Origin of the sequence: Streptomyces albidus (ex Kaewkla and Franco 2022), assembly GCF_013870515.1 — a bacterium.
Lineage (GTDB): Bacteria > Actinomycetota > Actinomycetes > Streptomycetales > Streptomycetaceae > Streptomyces > Streptomyces albidus.
The window spans coordinates 38,601-53,464 of the sequence record NZ_JACBXA010000014.1 but is presented as its reverse complement, the minus strand read 5'-3'; the positions used below and the strand labels follow the sequence as shown (position 1 = coordinate 53,464).

Here is a 14,864-nt window from a genome sequence, read left to right as displayed (position 1 = left end):
CCTTCTTCCGGCCCTTCTTGCCCTCCCGCATCGCCTGAGCGGCCTCCGCTCGCAGCCCCTGGGCCCCGCGCCCGGGGGCTTCTCTCCGTACGGGCTCCGGCAGATCCCTGCCTCGCCCCTCCGGACGGTTTACCCGTCTGCAACAGGCCCCCGGCAGAATCCCGGCGCATGAGGATCGAGCAGGTCGCCTGGACGCACCCCGACGCCGTCGCGCTGCGCGCCGGGCAGCGGGCCGAGATCGCCGAGCGGTACGGCACCCCGGACAGCGAGCCCGGCACGCCGCCGTCGGCGGTGGACGTCGCGGTGTTCGTCGTGGCGTACGAGGACGGCGGAACCGCGGTCGGGTGCGGAGGACTTCGCGACCTCTCCGATGGCGTGGGCGAGGTCAAGCGTATGTACGTCGACCTGCCCCGGCGTGGCTCGGGCGCGGCGCTGCGGATCCTGCGCGCCCTGGAGGACTGGGCGCGCGAACAGGGGTGGAGCAGTCTCCGCCTGGAGACCGGGGACAGGCAGCCCGACGCCGTCCGCTTCTACACCCGCGCAGGGTACGAGCGGATCCCCAACTTCGGTGCCTACAAGGGCCTCGAAGGCTCCTGGTGCTTCGAGCGTCCGCTCCACGGCGCGCCGGAGCGCCGGGACCCCCTCGGATCCCGGCGCCCGGACAAGGTGTAGCGGAGCGGAGTCGGTACGCCGGGGTCAGCGCGCCCGGTCGAAGTCGACGGCGCTGTACGCGCGCAGCTTGGACAGCTTGTGAGTCGACTCGATCTTCCGGATCGTGCCCGACTTCGACCGCATCACCAGCGACTCCGTGTACGCCCTCTCGCCGCGGTAGTGCACCCCGCGCAGCAGGTCGCCATCGGTGATGCCGGTGGCGACGAAGAAGACGTTCTCGCCGCTGACGAGGTCCTCGGTGTGCAGCACCCGGTCCAGGTCGTGCCCCGCGTCGAGCGCCCGCTGCCGCTCCTCCTCGTCCTTCGGCCAGAGCCGGCCCTGGATCGTGCCGCCGAGGCACTTGATCGCGCAGGCCGCGATGATGCCCTCGGGGGTGCCGCCCACGCCCAGCAGCAGATCGACGCCAGTTCCCTCGCGTACGGCCATGATCGCGCCCGCGACGTCGCCGTCCGAGATGAACTTGATGCGGGCGCCCGACTCCCGCACCTCCTTGACGATCCCCTCGTGCCGCGGGCGGTCGAGGACGACGACCGTCACGTCGTCCGGCGAGCAGCCCTTCGCCTTGGCGATGCGGCGGACGTTGACGGCCGGCGGCGCCGTGATGTCGACGAACTCGGCCGTGTCGGGACCGGTGACCAGCTTGTCCATGTAGAAGACCGCGCTCGGGTCGAACATGGTGCCCCGCTCGGCCACGGCCAGCACCGAGACCGCGTTGGCCATGCCCTTGGCGGTGAGCGTCGTGCCGTCCACGGGGTCCACCGCGACGTCGCATTCGGGGCCCGTGCCGTCGCCGACCCGCTCGCCGTTGAAGAGCATCGGCGCCTCGTCCTTCTCGCCCTCGCCGATGACCACGACACCGTTCATCGAGACGGTCGAGACCAGGGTGCGCATGGCCTTCACAGCTGCACCGTCCGCGCCGTTCTTGTCGCCGCGGCCCACCCACCTGCCGGAAGCCATCGCACCGGCCTCGGTGACCCGCACCAGCTCCAGGGCGAGGTTGCGGTCGGGGGCCTCGGGGCTGACGTCGAGCGGGGAGGGGAGGTGCTGATGATCGGTCATCGGGGCACACCTTTCTGCTCGGCCGAGTCGCCGCCGGGCTACTGAGGGTGCTTACGAGGGTACCCAGCATCCTTCCGGGTGAGCAGAGGGCCCCACGGATGAGCGCCGGTCCCGGCGCTGCCCTGAGGACGGGATGCCGGTGTGCGACCCGTTGTTCAGGCGATTCCGGGTGTAGGGGACGATGGAGCCGTGGCAGCAGAAGCAGACAGGCAGCAGGAGAAGCCGGCCAGGCAGGCCAGGGGACGGACCGTGCGCGGCATGGTGCCCTCCCTCGCCGTCGTCCTGCTCGCCGCCTGGGTGATCTACCTCTTCGTCCCGCACGACGAGGACGTGGACCCGGTCAAGCCCGTCCGGTACGGAGTGGAACTCGACTCCGCCCGCCGCGCAGCCCCCTACCCGGTGCTGGCGCCGGAAGGCCTGCCCCGCGACTGGCGGGCCACATCCGTGAAGTACGAGGCCGACGGACCCGAAGGCTCCGCCTGGCACTTGGGCTTCATCACGCCGGACACCGAGTACGCGGCCGTGGAGCAGAGCGACGAACCGCGCTCCCGGAAGTACATAGAGGAAGTCACGCAGGGCGCCCGCAGAACGGCGAAGTCCACGCGCGTGGGCGGCGAGGAGTGGACCCGCTACGAGGGCGAGAAGTACGACGCACTCGTACGGAAGGTCTCCGGCAAGGCCGCACAGAAGGACGACCCCGAGCAGGGCAGCAGTAAGGGCGGCCACCCGCACACGGTCGTCGTCACCGGTACGGCGGGCTTCCAGCAACTGGAGAAGATGGCCGCCGCGTTGAGCGCGGGACAGGCCGGCGAAGGCGGGGGCGGCGCCCAGCGCTGACCTCACACCGCCCCTCCGGCTCGTCCCGCCCCGCCCGGCCGATGTCGCGGCCCGTCCGTCAGCGGCGTCATCCCCGCCGGTCCGTCAGCGGCGTCAGACCGTGGTGAAGGCGTCCTCGAAGGCGAGGCGCGGCGAACGCGGCCTGTACGCCTCCTCGCCGGGCTTGCCGATGTTGACCACGAGCAGCGTCTTCTGCCTGCCGTCGCCGAAGAACTCCTTGTCGACGCCGTCACGGTCGAAGCCGCTCATCGGGCCTGCGGCGAGCCCCGCGGCGCGGATCCCGAGGATGAAGTAGCCCGCCTGGAGTGCGGCGTTGAAGCTGCCGTGGAGCTCCCGCGTCTCGGCCTCGGAGAAGACGGCGTCCTTGATGTGCGGGGCGTGCGGGAGCAGCTCCGGCAGGCGCTCGTGGAAGTGGAGGTCCACGGAGAGCACGGCGGTGAGCGGGGCCGTCGACGTCTTGGGGCGGTTCCCCTCCGACATGTGCCGCACCAGGCGCTCGCGCGCCTCGGGGGAACGGACCAGGGTCACCCGCAGCGGTGACTGGTTGAACGCTGTGGGGGCGTACTTGACCAGCTCGTACACCGCTCGCATCTGCTCGTCGGTCACCGGCTCGTCGGCGAAGGTGTACGCGGTGTGAGCCTCACGGAAGAGCAGGTCCTGGGCGGTGGGGTCGAGGGCGAGAGTCATGTGCGGAAGCCTTGCCTTTGCGCGCTGTTGATCGAGTCGGACGCTCCACCGTAAACGCGCTCCGCTGGTGGTCTCCAGCGGAATCAGGGCAAACCCCCACCTTCCACTTCGGGGAAGACGTGAGGTCAACGCCCTGTTCATTCCGTGCCCTCGTGGCCCTACGCGTCGGGGCCGGGCTCGGGAGGTTCGAGATCGTCCTCCTCCTCGGCCTCCGCCTCCAGGACGGCGTCGAGGCGCATCCGCGCCCCCTCCAGCCATTCGCGGCAGATGCGCGCGAGCTCCTCGCCGCGCTCCCACAGCGCCAGCGACTCCTCGAGCGTGGCGCCGCCCGCCTCCAACTGCTGGACGACCCGGACCAGTTCGCCCCGGGCCTGCTCGTAGCTCAGGGCGGACAGCGCCGGGTCCGCGTCCGTCCCGGCCTGCGCGCCCGCATCCGTCTCCGTCTCCGAGGTCATGTGGCCACCCTAAGCGTGCGGACCGACAGTCACGTTGAACTCCCCTTCCGAGACCCGGGCACGGAGCTTGTCGCCCTCCGAGGTCTCGTCCGCGGCCCTGATCACGGTGCCGTCCTCCCGCTGGAGCACGGCGTAGCCCCGTTGGAGCGTCGCGGCAGGGGAGAGCGCGACGACGCGTGCGCGGGTGTGCGTCAGCTCGTCCTCCGCCCTCTCCAGACGGTGCCTCAGCGTGCGCCGGGCCCGCTCCAGGAGGAAGGCGACCTCGTCCTCGCGCTCGCTCACCATCGCGTGCGGATCGGCCATGGCCGGGCGGCTCATGACGTCCGTGAGGCCTCGGTCCTCCCGGTCCAGGAAGGCGTTGATCACACGCCAGGAGCGGGCCCTCAACTCCCGTACCCGCTCGTGCTCCTCGCCGACGTCGGGCACGGCGTCCTTCGCCGCGTGCGTGGGGGTGCGGGAGCGCAGGTCGGCGACGAGGTCGAGCAGCGGGGTGTCCGCCTCGTGCCCGATGGCCGACACGACGGGCGTGCGGCAGCCGGCGACCGTACGCACCAGCCGCTCGTCCGAGAAGGGCAGCAGGTCCTCCATGCTGCCGCCGCCGCGGGTCACGATGATCACGTCCACGTCGTCGAGCGCGTCCAGCTCGCGGATCGCCTCGATGACCTGCGGGACGGCGCGTACGCCCTGCACCGCCGTGTGCCGGACCTCGAAACGGACGGCGGGCCACCGCTCGCGTGCCGTGTGCAGCACGTCCCGCTCGGCGTCGGAGGCGCGCCCGGTGACCAGGCCGATGCGGTGCGGCAGGAAGGGCAGCGGACGCTTGCGCTCCGCCGCGAACAGGCCCTCGGCGGCGAGTGTCTTCTTCAACTGTTCGAGCCGTGCGAGCAGTTCACCGATCCCGACGGGCCGGATGTCGGCGGCCCGCAGGGAGAGCGAGCCCCCGCGCTCGTACCAGACGGGCTTGGCATGGACGACGACGCGCGCGCCCTCACCGATCACGTCCTTCACCCGGTCGAAGACGTCACGGAAGCAGGTGACGCTGATCGACACGTCACGCGAGGGGTCGCGCAGGGTGAGGAACGCCATTCCGGCACCCGGCCGGGGCGAGAGCTGGATGATCTGGCCTTCCACCCACACCGCGCCGAGCCGGTCGATCCATCCGCCGATCAGCCGGGAGATCTCACCGACCGGAACGGGGGACTCGGGGGAGGAGATGAGAGCCATACGACGACACTAGTGGGAGCCGCGGACAGCGGTGGCTCGGCGGCAGCCGGTCCGCTTCTTCGGCAGCCGGGTCCGGATCATCCCGGAAAGAGTGGCTTCCGCTACCGGCGCCCGTAGGCCCGGGGCAACGCCTTTACGATGGACGCATGTCTGCAACGCCCTCCCGCCCGTCCGTCGCCGCCGCCACCGACGAACGCCGCCGTGTCCTGCTCGCCGCACCCCGTGGCTACTGCGCGGGTGTGGACCGTGCCGTCATCGCCGTCGAACAGGCCCTCGAGCAGTACGGCGCCCCGATCTACGTCCGCCACGAGATCGTGCACAACAAGTACGTGGTGAAGACCCTGGAGAAGAAGGGCGCCGTCTTCGTCGAAGAGACGGAGGAGGTGCCCGAGGGTGAGATCGTGATCTTCTCCGCGCACGGCGTCGCCCCGCAGGTGCACGAGGAGGCAGAGCGCGGCAAGTTGGCCACCATCGACGCCACCTGCCCGCTCGTGACGAAGGTGCACAAGGAAGCCGTGCGCTTCGCCAAGGAGGACTACGACATCCTCCTCATCGGTCACGAGGGTCACGAGGAGGTCATCGGCACCAGCGGCGAGGCGCCGGAGCACATCACCCTCGTCGACGGTCCGAAGGACGTCTCGAACGTCGAGGTCCGCGACCCGGAGAAGGTCGTGTGGCTCTCCCAGACCACGCTCTCGGTCGACGAGACGATGGAGACCGTGGACGCCCTGAAGGGCCGCTACCCCAACCTCCTCTCCCCGCCCAGCGACGACATCTGCTACGCCACGCAGAACCGCCAGACCGCCATCAAGCAGGTCGCTGCCGACGCCGACTTCGTCCTCGTCGTCGGCTCCAAGAACTCCTCCAACTCCGTCCGCCTGGTGGAGACCGCCATCGCCCACGGCGCGAAGGACGGCCGCCTGGTCGACGGTGCGGACGAGATCGAGGAGGCCTGGCTCGAAGGCGTCACGACGATCGGCCTCTCCTCCGGCGCCTCCGTTCCCGACGTGCTGGTCGACGGCGTGCTGGAGTGGCTCGCCGAGCGCGGCTGGGAGGACGTGGAGATCGTGCAGCCCGTCGAGGAGCGCATGCAGTTCTCCCTGCCGAAGGAGCTGCGCCGCGACCTGCGCGCGGAGGCGGCCCGCAAGTCGAGCTGACGAGGCGCCCCACCCCCTCCCCGGGCTACGGCTCGGGTCGGGGGCGATCAGGGGCGTCGGCGACGGTCAGGGCATCTCGCTCTCGGCGTCTTCGAGCGCCTCGTCCAGGGCTCGGGCCCGCGAACGCTGCACGATCAGCCCCACCTTCCGTACGAGCACGATGAGTCCGGCGATCAGCGTGCCCCCGTACAGCCAGACGGCGTTCACGGCGAGCGCGGGGAAGAGGCTCGTCAGGTGCCCCATGAAACCCTCGGTGCCCGCGCCTCCGCTGATGAAGGCCAGGCCCGCTGTGAAGGCGAGAGGGGCCGCGACGGGTGCGGTGAAGAGGTCAGCCGGCCGTACCCAGGACGCGCACGCCACGCAGACCAGGACGAAGGCGCTTCCGTACGCGGGCATCGAGTTGCTGAGCAGCAGCCTGTCGAGGACACCTGCCAGCACCATCAGCAGCACGGCCAGGAGCCCGGTGCCGAGTGCCGTGAGACGGGCGCGGGGGAGCCAGGAGAGGGCGTCCGTCAGTCGGGCCGGAATGAGGGGGAAGCGAAGTTGCGCGTGGTAGAGCGCGGCGGTCTCCTGCCGTACCGCTCCCGAGTCGCCTCGTCGCCGGGCCTCCCGCGGCATGGATCCGGGCGCACCGGTCAGCGGCGAGGCCGCCTCTCCTCCGGCTGCGGCGGCAGCGGCGGCCCGTGGCTTCGCCCCTTTCCGGCGCCGCATACCGTGCCCATGATCCTGCCCTTGCTTCTGCCCCTGCCCCTGCGGCTGACCGGGACCTTTCCGGTCCTCACGCGCGCTGTGCTGCTGTTCCACCGCTCCAACGTAGGCCGCATCACTGCCGTTCACATGGGACGGACACGCGTTGACCGTCAGTTCGAGCCCTAGACTGGTGGATCGGTCCGGCCGCAAGGACGCTCTCCGCGGCCCGTGCGCCCGGCTCAGCCCGGCACCGGCCGGACGCTCTCCACTCTCCAGACCGCCTCAAAATCGCTACGGGAAGTCGCCACGTGTCGCTCACGATCGGAATCGTCGGCCTGCCGAACGTCGGCAAGTCGACCTTGTTCAACGCCCTGACCAAGAACGAGGTCCTGGCGGCCAACTACCCGTTCGCCACCATCGAGCCGAACGTCGGCGTGGTCGGAGTGCCGGACCCGCGTCTGGGCACGCTCGCCGAGCTGTTCAAGTCGGAGAAGGTCCTGCCCGCCACCGTCGACTTCGTCGACATCGCCGGCATCGTCCGGGGCGCGAGCGAGGGCGAGGGCCTGGGCAACAAGTTCCTGGCGAACATCCGCGAGTCCGACGCCATCTGCCAGGTCATCCGGGCCTTCCAGGACGACAACGTGGTGCACGTCGACGGCAAGATCTCGCCCAAGGACGACATCGAGACGATCAACACCGAGCTGATCCTCGCCGACCTGCAGACCATCGAGAAGGTGCTGCCCCGGCTGGAGAAGGAAGCGCGGGTCAAGAAGGACAAGCAGCCGCAGGTCAAGGCCGTGCAGGAGGCCCAGGCCATCCTCGAGCAGGGCCGCACCCTCTTCTCCGCCGGGCTCGCCCAGGGCAGCGAGAAGGCCGCGCCCCTGCACGAGCTGCACCTGCTGACGACCAAGCCGTTCATCTACGTCTTCAACGTCGACGAGGACGAGCTCACCGACGAGTCGTTCAAGGCCGACCAGCGCGCACTGATCGCCCCCGCCGAGGCCGTTTTCCTCAACGCCAAGCTGGAGGCCGACCTCGCCGAGCTGGACGAGGACGAGGCGCTGGAGCTCCTGCAGACCGTCGGCCAGGAGGAGCCGGGCCTGGCCACCCTCGCCCACGTCGGCTTCACCACGCTCGGCCTGCAGACGTACCTGACGGCCGGTCCCAAGGAGTCCCGCGCCTGGACGATCAAGAAGGGCGCCACGGCCCCGGAGGCGGCCGGAGTCATCCACACCGACTTCCAGCGCGGCTTCATCAAGGCGGAGGTCATCTCCTTCGACGACCTGGTCGCGGCCGGGTCGGTCGCCGAGGCCCGCTCCAGGGGCAAGGCCCGCATGGAGGGCAAGGACTACGTGATGCGGGACGGCGACGTGGTGGAGTTCCGCTTCAACGTGTAGCGGGCGCGGGCCGCCCAGCAGTGCTGGTGTGCCGCGCAGAGAGACCGTGCACGACTTCGAAGGCCGTGTGGAACCGGCGTCAACCGGGCCGCCGCGCCCTCTGTCAGAGACTCCGCGACGCCTTGCGTCCGCACCGCCCCGCGCCGACAACTGGCGAGGGACATCCACTAACGCCTATGTTACTAACATCGTCGTTAGTGTCATGCGTGGAGGTCGACCGCCGTGGTGGATTTCGTAGGCCGTCGCCAGGAGCTGGCGACGTTGGAGCGAGAGCTGCAGAAGGTGGCGGCAGGGGTCGGCGGGGAGCGGCCCGGTCGGTGCGTGATGCTGCGCGGACGGCGCCGGGTGGGCAAGTCGCGGCTGGTCGAGCGGTTTGCGGAGCGCTCCGGGGCCCCGTTCCTGTTCTACGCGGCGACCGGTGCGTCCTCCAGAGGTGATCTCGCACGGCTGGCCCGTGACGCCCAGGCGTCGACGCTGCCGATGGCGCAGCTCGTTGCCGCCGCACGGCCGGAGAGCTGGGACGCCGCGTTCGACGTGCTGGCTGCGGCGCTGCCCGCCGACCGGGCGAGCGTGCTGGTCATCGACGAGGTGCCGTACCTGATGGATGCCGAGGGCGCCTTTGAGGGGATGCTGCAACGGGCCTGGGACCGGGTACTGGAGACCAGGCCGGTGCTGCTGGTCCTCATCGGCTCCGATCTGTCGATGATGGAGGCCCTGAACAGCTACGGACGGCCCTTCCATCAGCGCGGCCGGGAGATGGTGCTGGGACCGCTGAACCCCGCCGAGGTCGGGCGCATGCTCGGGCTGGACCCGGCGGAAGCCTTCGACGCCGCGCTGGTCACCGGCGGACTGCCGCTGATCTGCGCGGAGTGGCCGCACGGAGCAGGGCTGTGGGACTTCCTCGGTGAGGCGCTGAACGATCCGGTATCGGCCCTGCTGGTCTCCGCCGAGCGCTCGCTGGCTGCCGAATTCCCTCCGCAGGCCCAGGCCCGTACGGTGCTGGCGGCCATCGGAAGTGGCGAGCGGACCTTCACCAACATCGCCCGTGCAGCCGGCGGGATCGGGGCCACACCGTTGCAGCGGGCGCTGGAACTGCTCACGGAGAAGCGGATCGTCGCCGCGGAGCTGCCCGTGTCGCCGCGTCCGTCGAAGGACCGCCGCTACCGCGTGACAGATCCCTACCTGCGGTTCTGGCTGCACCTGCTCGGCCCGTCCATGGAGGAGGTCGAGCGAGGGCGCGGCGATCTGACCTTGGCGCGGATCCGGGAGAGCTGGACCAGCTGGCGCGGCAGGGCGATCGAGCCGCTCGTCCGGGAGGCGCTCGCCCGGACACTGCCCGACGACCGACTCCCCGCGGCGCCCGCAGTCGGCGGCTACTGGACCCGCACCAACGACGTCGAGATCGACATCGTCGGGGCTGACCGCGCCCCCGTCGCCAAGGAGCTGCTCTTCGTCGGCTCCATCAAGTGGCTGGAGCAGTCGCCCTTCGACCGGCACGACCTGGCAGCCCTCCATCGGCACCGGGCCGCCCTCACCAGCGAACCTGTTCCAGTCGTGGCGGTCTCGCGCAGCGGAGTCGACTGTCCCGGGCTCGACGCCGCCTACGGCCCCGGCGATCTCCTGACCGCCTGGCCGCTGTGAGAGGCGGATTGCGGGAGAGGCACGGGAGTTGGTGCCCGCGGTAAGGCCTCAGACGTGGCGGGGAGTTCCGCTTCAACGTCTGAGCACCTGACGCGACACCCCCTGCGGGAAGCGGCCGGACCCGCGCTCCGCCGCCGCTCACGCCCCGACGCCGGGCGGCCTGGACTGGCGAAGGTGCGCGGCGAGTTCCCGGCGGGTGGCGATGCCGAGCTTGGCGTACGCCTTCTGGAGGTGGTTGTCGACGGTGCGGACGGACAGGGTCAGGGCGGCGGCTATCTCCTTGCTCGTCTCCCCTGCGGCGGCCAGCGTGGAGATCTCCCGCTCGCGGCTCGTCAGGGGAGTCGTCGTGCGGACCGTGTCCAGCAGTGGCGTCTCGGCTCCCTGGCAGTGCGCCGCCGCGACGGTGTCGGAGCGGACGGTGGCGGCCGTCGCCTGACGTCCCTCACCGCGGCGGCGCCACAGATCGGCGGCCGCCGCGGCGGCCTCGGCGGCCTGGAGATACGAGCCCATGGCTTCGAAGCGTTCCGCCGCCTCCAGGAGCTGAGCGGGTTCGCCCGCGGCGAGCGACGAGGCGAACTGCGCCCGTACGGCCGCCAGGTCACCGTCACACTCCTCGGCGATCTCGCTCAGGCGGTCTGTGACGTCCTTCGCCCCGCCCAGCCTCGCGATCTCGGTCAGCAGCAGGCCCTCCGAGGTGATGTGCCCCGTCGAACGTGCCGCGTCGGCTGCGGTGCGCAGCACCTGCCGCGCCTTGCTCTGGTGACCGCCGGCGGCCAGCAGCCAGGCGTCGCCCAGGAGTTCCTCACCGACGGAGAAGTACCCAGGAGGTTCGTCGGGCAGGGTCCGCAGCTCGGCGAGGGCGCCCTGGGCCGCGTCCACGTCTCCCAGCACGGACGCGCACGCCGCGAGACCGCTGAGGGCGATGCGCAGCGCCTTGACGTGGTCCTCCCTGCGGGCGAGGGCGGCCAGTTCGGCGTACATGCGGCGGGAGGTGGCCGGGCGGCCCGCCACCCATTGCGTACGGGCGTTGAGCAGGGCGGGGAAGACGCGCAGGATCGGGCTGTGCCGGGCGAGGTCGACGCTCACGCTCTCGCAGAGCGCGACGGCCTCGTCCAGCCTGCCCGCCTCGGCGAGCGCGAGGGCCAACGTCCCCTGCTGTACGGCCGGGTGCGCGGGGCGGGCCTCCTCATGGGTCTGCTGATGCGCGACGTGGGCGCGCTCCGCCCAGACGGTGGCCTCCTGGATGCGTCCGACGAGGGCCAGGGCGACGGTCCTCACCGCCGCCGCGCACAGCCACATGCGCCGGTCGAGGGCCTGGTCGACCTCCGGCTCCAGCCGGTCCAGCAGGGCCAGACCGGCGACGGGCCGACCGCTCGCGAGTTTGATGAAGCCCTCGTTGATGAGCAGCAGATCGCGGACGGGGGCGATGGACATGTCGGCGCGGGCCGCCTCGTTGACCTGGAGGACCTCGGCGATGGGAGCGTTGCTGACCAGAAGGTTGGTGGTTCTGGTCACGGTGATCGCGAGCCGCGCCGGCTCGTCGTGGGTGGATTCCGCGGCCTGGGCGAGGACGGCGTCGGCCAGGTCCGGCTGGCCCGTGTGGAAGTACGCCTCGCCCTGCATGAGACGCGTCCCGGTGTCGTGATGCTGCTCGGGGAGCGCGTTGAGGAAGGCGAGGGTCTGCGGATGGTCGTGTGCGTAGTGGGCCAGTGAGGCCGCCCGGCGCAGCAACGCGGGGTCGGCCTCGCCGGAGGCGTCCAGCCGCCACGTGGCTATTCTCAGCGCGTCACCCCGGCGGCGCGCCCCCAACGCCTCGATGCGGTCGGCCTGTTCGAGCTGCGTGGCCCGGTACGTGAGCGCGGGCACGTCGGCCCGCAGGACCTCCTCGTACAGGGGGTGGGTCAGCGAGACCCGGGTACGTCTGCGGTCCGTGTCGAAGTGGATCAGGCCGTTGCGTTCGAGATCCACGAGTACGCCCAGTGGGGCGGTCGCCTCGATCGCGGTGAGGGGGAGCGCCCCGCAGCACGCGAGGAGTTCGAGGGCGTCACGGGCGCAGCCGGACACCGAATCGACCTTCACGCGGATGAGTTCCGTCAGCCGCATCGTGTTCCACCCGGCGCACGGGTCCGCCTCCCAGACCTCCCCGTCGTTGACCAGGGCGTCGCCTTCCAGCGCTCCTCGGACGAGCTCGCGCAGGAAGAGCACGTTCCCGCCCGAGACCTGGTGCAGGTCCCGCACGGTGCGCTGGCCGACGGGCCCGCCGAGGACTTCCTGCAGCAGTGCTTCGGTCTGTTGCAGGTCGAAGGCGTTCAGTTCGACGTGGCGGACGGATTCGCCGGACGTCAGCGCCTGCACCGCCTCGCTGGGGGGCTCCCCGGTGCGGATCGTCGCGATGAGGGTGATCACTCCGGCATCCATCAACTGACGCAGCAGCATTGCCGAAGTCGCGTCCAGCAGATGAATGTCGTCGACGAATACCGCGTACCGGTCCTGCGAATCCTGCGAATTCGAGCCGCGGAGGGCGTCGGCCACCGCGGCGAACCCTTTCACCGGATCGGAAAGGTCCACGCCGGTGGGCAGGAGATGCGCGATGGCCCCCAGCGGGACGGTTCTGGCCGCCGTGCTCGCCACCGCTCTTCCGACGCGAAAACCGGATCGCTCTGCTCCGGCAAGGCATTCTTCGGCCAGGCGGGATTTACCCACCCCCGCCTGACCGAAGATGACCATGCCCGAGTACTCGGACAATGCCTGCGTGAGGTAATCAAGCTCCTCATCCCGCCCGAACAAGGGCCAATTCGCCCTCCGGGCCGCAATGCGCGAGTCGTCCATGCGGCGATTCTACGTATCGGGGTGTGAAGTTCAGCTGGTGAGCGAGGGCTCCTTTTGTGCTCCTGTGCGGCGCCCGTCCTTACCGGAGAGCGTTCTGCGAGCGCTGGTGACGCCCGACAGCGGGAACGGCGCGGGGAGCAGGAGTTCGGCGTTGCGGTCCTTCTCGGCACCACGGTGCGATTCGTCGACCTGGAGGTCGTTGACCGCCAGTTCGCGTGCGAGTGAGGAGAGCGCCTTCGGGCTGCCGAGGTCGCCCGCGTTGCTCAGGGGCGCGTCGATGTCCAGGACGGTGGTGAAGATGGAGATCGATTCCTTGCCGTCCGCGTCCTGTCCGGCGGCGATTTCGATGACCCGGCTCTGGACCGGCCAGTCGATGTGGGCGGCGGCGGAGACCTCCCAGAAACCGCCGGGCTTCGCGTGATCGGCCGGCCGTGCGTGCGGGTTGATCTCGTTCCGGTGGGTGTGACCGTTGGCCATGAGGATCACATTGGGGAAGCGCAGCAGAAGGGCTTCGACTTCCTCCCCGGAATGGTGATCGCCGTCCGTGTTCGTCATCGTGTGGATCGGGTGGTGACAGAAGACGACGATCAGCTTGTCCTTGACGCCGTCCTGGGTGACCTCGTTGCCGTCGGCGTCGAAGTAGGTGTGGCTGTATTCCTTGAGGCGTTCCTCGAGCCACGAGAACTGGTCCTCGTCGATTCCGCCGTCGGCGTTGTTCTGGATGTTGGTGAGCCCGCCGGGGTTCGTGGAGTCCAGCGTGATGTACCGGATCGGGTCGTCCGCCTCGGCCGGTATCGCGTAGTACGCCTTGTCGCTTCCCGCGGAGAATCCGTGCCCCACGGGGAGCCCGGCGGTGCGCTGGTGCTCCTCGATGAACTCCCCAGGCGTGAGCAGACGTCGGGCCGGGTCCGGTGTGACGTCCTCCGACTCCACACCGTCGAAGACGGCCTTGATGACGTCGAAGAGGTCCAAGTCGTCCATCTCGGCCGGGAGTTCCGGGCCCTCGGTCCATTTGGACCCGTTGACGGTGTGGTACTTCAGGGAGTGGAAGAAGGGCAGGTCGGTGTCGATCGGCAGGTTGCCCTGTGCCATCACGTCGTGGTTGCCGTAGACCGCGTACCAGGGCATGCCGAGCCCCCCGGAGGTGAACGGCTTCCGGGCGGCCCCCAACAGGCCGGGGATCTGCGTGAATCCACGCTCGTGGTACTTGTTCCCGGCCTGAGGCGCGTCTTCCGGACGCCAGTAGTGCTCGTCCTTCCCGAACGCCCCGTTCGCGAAGCTCTCGTCCCGGGTCGGTGAACCGGAGTCGGCCTGCACCGACTTGCCGCCGTCGAGCAGGTCGATGTACCAGCGGGTCTCGTTGAGCTGCGCGTTGTCCACGGCGTCGCCCGTCACGACGGTGAACGCCAGCGGAAGGTCCGTCCGGGGGCCCTTGCCGAGTTCCTTGAGCGACCGGCACATCGCGTCGACCAGGTGGAGCGAGAGGAATTCGTGAGCGCGGTAGGCGGCGGAGAACGGCCAGCCCGAATCCGGCTTGTCGTTGTAGCGGTCCAGGAACTCCACGCGTGAGGGTGACTGGTCGTCGATGATGTGGAGGTCGCTGAGGTGCCCGAATGCGACAAGAGGCTGCAACTTCTGCGCGCGTAGAGGCGTGATGTCCGTACGCAGAAGGTGCTCTTCGCCGGCTCCCTCGACGAGCTTCCGGTAGCCCTTCCCGTCGGGCGGGCCGGGCAGCACGGTCTTGCTCAGCGTCGTGCCGGCGCCCTTCTTGGGCAGGGCGGCGCCTGAGGAGAACAAGTCGGCGGCGGCCTGCGCGGCACGTCCCACTCCGCCGACATCGATCGCCGCCGCGGCGACACCCGCCGCAGCAAAGGTCAGCATCCTCCGACGCGAAACAGACACCGCACACCACTCCTCATTCGACTTGCTCGCCATGGCTGGGACTTCGGACTCATGGGTCGACCGATACGGCACACCCCCCGTCTGCGCCGTCACGCCGTCGCGGCCGCGGAACCCCGGCCGCCGTTGCCGTCACCGCACCGGGTGCTGCCTCCGGGGGAGCCCGGCTGCCGCTCCGTACCGCGATGACGAGAGAGACGCTCTGCCGATCAACCCCCTGCGATCCCGTACCTGTTCGCCCGTGCACCGTCCGGACCGCACGATGCGGGCGGATGCCCGGTGCCGGGCACGGTCGTGGAGGAAGGACCCTCGGCGGT

General features: G+C 70.2%; 12 protein-coding genes. 5 read left to right on the top strand and 7 right to left on the bottom strand.

The window, feature by feature from the left end; translation table 11 throughout:
- Window positions 1-168 precede the first annotated feature (168 nt).
- The gene (locus tag H5J26_RS04735; RefSeq protein ID WP_181764400.1) at window positions 169-672 is read left to right on the top strand and encodes a GNAT family N-acetyltransferase; all 504 of its coding nucleotides are present in this window, start codon (window positions 169-171) and stop codon (window positions 670-672) included.
- Between the two features lie 24 nt (window positions 673-696).
- On the opposite strand, the gene glpX is transcribed toward H5J26_RS04735, so the two are convergent.
- Window positions 697-1,731, bottom strand: a complete 1,035-nt coding sequence (gene glpX, locus H5J26_RS04730; protein WP_181764399.1) for a class II fructose-bisphosphatase — start codon at window positions 1,729-1,731, stop codon at window positions 697-699.
- Between the two features lie 189 nt (window positions 1,732-1,920).
- On the opposite strand from glpX, the gene H5J26_RS04725 reads away from it, so the two are divergent.
- The gene (locus H5J26_RS04725) at window positions 1,921-2,568 is read left to right on the top strand and encodes a DUF4245 domain-containing protein (RefSeq protein WP_309237776.1); all 648 of its coding nucleotides are present in this window, start codon (window positions 1,921-1,923) and stop codon (window positions 2,566-2,568) included.
- 93 nt (window positions 2,569-2,661) lie between these two features.
- Here H5J26_RS04725 and H5J26_RS04720 read toward each other — a convergent pair whose 3' ends face one another.
- The 3 genes from H5J26_RS04720 to xseA all read right to left on the bottom strand — a co-directional run bounded on the left by H5J26_RS04720 (window position 2,662) and on the right by xseA (window position 4,934).
- Window positions 2,662-3,255 (bottom strand): malonic semialdehyde reductase, encoded by a 594-nt coding sequence (locus tag H5J26_RS04720; protein ID WP_181764398.1) that lies wholly within the window; start codon window positions 3,253-3,255, stop codon window positions 2,662-2,664.
- Window positions 3,256-3,413: 158 nt separating this feature from the next.
- Window positions 3,414-3,710: an exodeoxyribonuclease VII small subunit gene (locus H5J26_RS04715; protein WP_181764397.1), complete on the bottom strand. Its 297-nt coding sequence runs from the start codon at window positions 3,708-3,710 to the stop codon at window positions 3,414-3,416.
- 9 nt (window positions 3,711-3,719) lie between these two features.
- The gene (xseA, locus tag H5J26_RS04710; RefSeq protein WP_181764396.1) at window positions 3,720-4,934 is read right to left on the bottom strand and encodes an exodeoxyribonuclease VII large subunit; all 1,215 of its coding nucleotides are present in this window, start codon (window positions 4,932-4,934) and stop codon (window positions 3,720-3,722) included.
- A 146-nt stretch (window positions 4,935-5,080) separates the two neighbouring features.
- On the opposite strand from xseA, the gene H5J26_RS04705 reads away from it, so the two are divergent.
- Window positions 5,081-6,091 carry a 4-hydroxy-3-methylbut-2-enyl diphosphate reductase gene (locus H5J26_RS04705; protein WP_181764395.1) on the top strand — a complete coding sequence of 337 codons (1,011 nt, stop codon included), beginning with the start codon at window positions 5,081-5,083 and terminating at the stop codon, window positions 6,089-6,091.
- A gap of 66 nt (window positions 6,092-6,157) precedes the next feature.
- Here the strand turns inward: H5J26_RS04705 and H5J26_RS04700 are convergent, their stop codons facing one another.
- On the bottom strand, window positions 6,158-6,802 hold the full coding sequence (locus tag H5J26_RS04700; RefSeq protein ID WP_181764394.1) for a DUF6542 domain-containing protein: 645 nt from the start codon (window positions 6,800-6,802) through the stop codon (window positions 6,158-6,160).
- A 287-nt stretch (window positions 6,803-7,089) separates the two neighbouring features.
- On the opposite strand from H5J26_RS04700, the gene ychF reads away from it, so the two are divergent.
- Together ychF and H5J26_RS04690 are read left to right on the top strand one after the other, a co-directional pair.
- A complete protein-coding gene (gene ychF, locus H5J26_RS04695; protein WP_181764393.1) occupies window positions 7,090-8,178 on the top strand; it encodes a redox-regulated ATPase YchF in 1,089 nt (362 codons plus the stop codon).
- Between the two features lie 222 nt (window positions 8,179-8,400).
- Window positions 8,401-9,819 (top strand): ATP-binding protein, encoded by a 1,419-nt coding sequence (locus H5J26_RS04690; protein ID WP_181764392.1) that lies wholly within the window; start codon window positions 8,401-8,403, stop codon window positions 9,817-9,819.
- A gap of 138 nt (window positions 9,820-9,957) precedes the next feature.
- On the opposite strand, the gene H5J26_RS31875 is transcribed toward H5J26_RS04690, so the two are convergent.
- The gene (locus H5J26_RS31875; protein WP_181764391.1) at window positions 9,958-12,648 is read right to left on the bottom strand and encodes a LuxR C-terminal-related transcriptional regulator; all 2,691 of its coding nucleotides are present in this window, start codon (window positions 12,646-12,648) and stop codon (window positions 9,958-9,960) included.
- Window positions 12,649-12,678: 30 nt separating this feature from the next.
- Window positions 12,679-14,529, bottom strand: a complete 1,851-nt coding sequence (locus H5J26_RS04680; RefSeq protein ID WP_181764390.1) for a TIGR03767 family metallophosphoesterase — start codon at window positions 14,527-14,529, stop codon at window positions 12,679-12,681.
- Window positions 14,530-14,864: the final 335 nt, after the last annotated feature.

Excerpts from the sequence above, each read along its gene's own strand:
- H5J26_RS04735 (WP_181764400.1), top strand. The coding sequence starts at position 169 with ATGAGGATCGAGCAGGTCGCCTGGACGCACCCCGACGCCGTCGCGCTG.
- glpX (WP_181764399.1), bottom strand. The coding sequence starts at position 1,731 with ATGACCGATCATCAGCACCTCCCCTCCCCGCTCGACGTCAGCCCCGAG.
- H5J26_RS04720 (WP_181764398.1), bottom strand. The coding sequence starts at position 3,255 with ATGACTCTCGCCCTCGACCCCACCGCCCAGGACCTGCTCTTCCGTGAG.
- H5J26_RS04715 (WP_181764397.1), bottom strand. The coding sequence starts at position 3,710 with ATGACCTCGGAGACGGAGACGGATGCGGGCGCGCAGGCCGGGACGGAC.
- xseA (WP_181764396.1), bottom strand. The coding sequence starts at position 4,934 with ATGGCTCTCATCTCCTCCCCCGAGTCCCCCGTTCCGGTCGGTGAGATC.
- H5J26_RS04705 (WP_181764395.1), top strand. The coding sequence starts at position 5,081 with ATGTCTGCAACGCCCTCCCGCCCGTCCGTCGCCGCCGCCACCGACGAA.
- H5J26_RS04700 (WP_181764394.1), bottom strand. The coding sequence starts at position 6,802 with ATGCGGCGCCGGAAAGGGGCGAAGCCACGGGCCGCCGCTGCCGCCGCA.
- H5J26_RS31875 (WP_181764391.1), bottom strand. The coding sequence starts at position 12,648 with ATGGACGACTCGCGCATTGCGGCCCGGAGGGCGAATTGGCCCTTGTTC.
- H5J26_RS04680 (WP_181764390.1), bottom strand. The coding sequence starts at position 14,529 with ATGCTGACCTTTGCTGCGGCGGGTGTCGCCGCGGCGGCGATCGATGTC.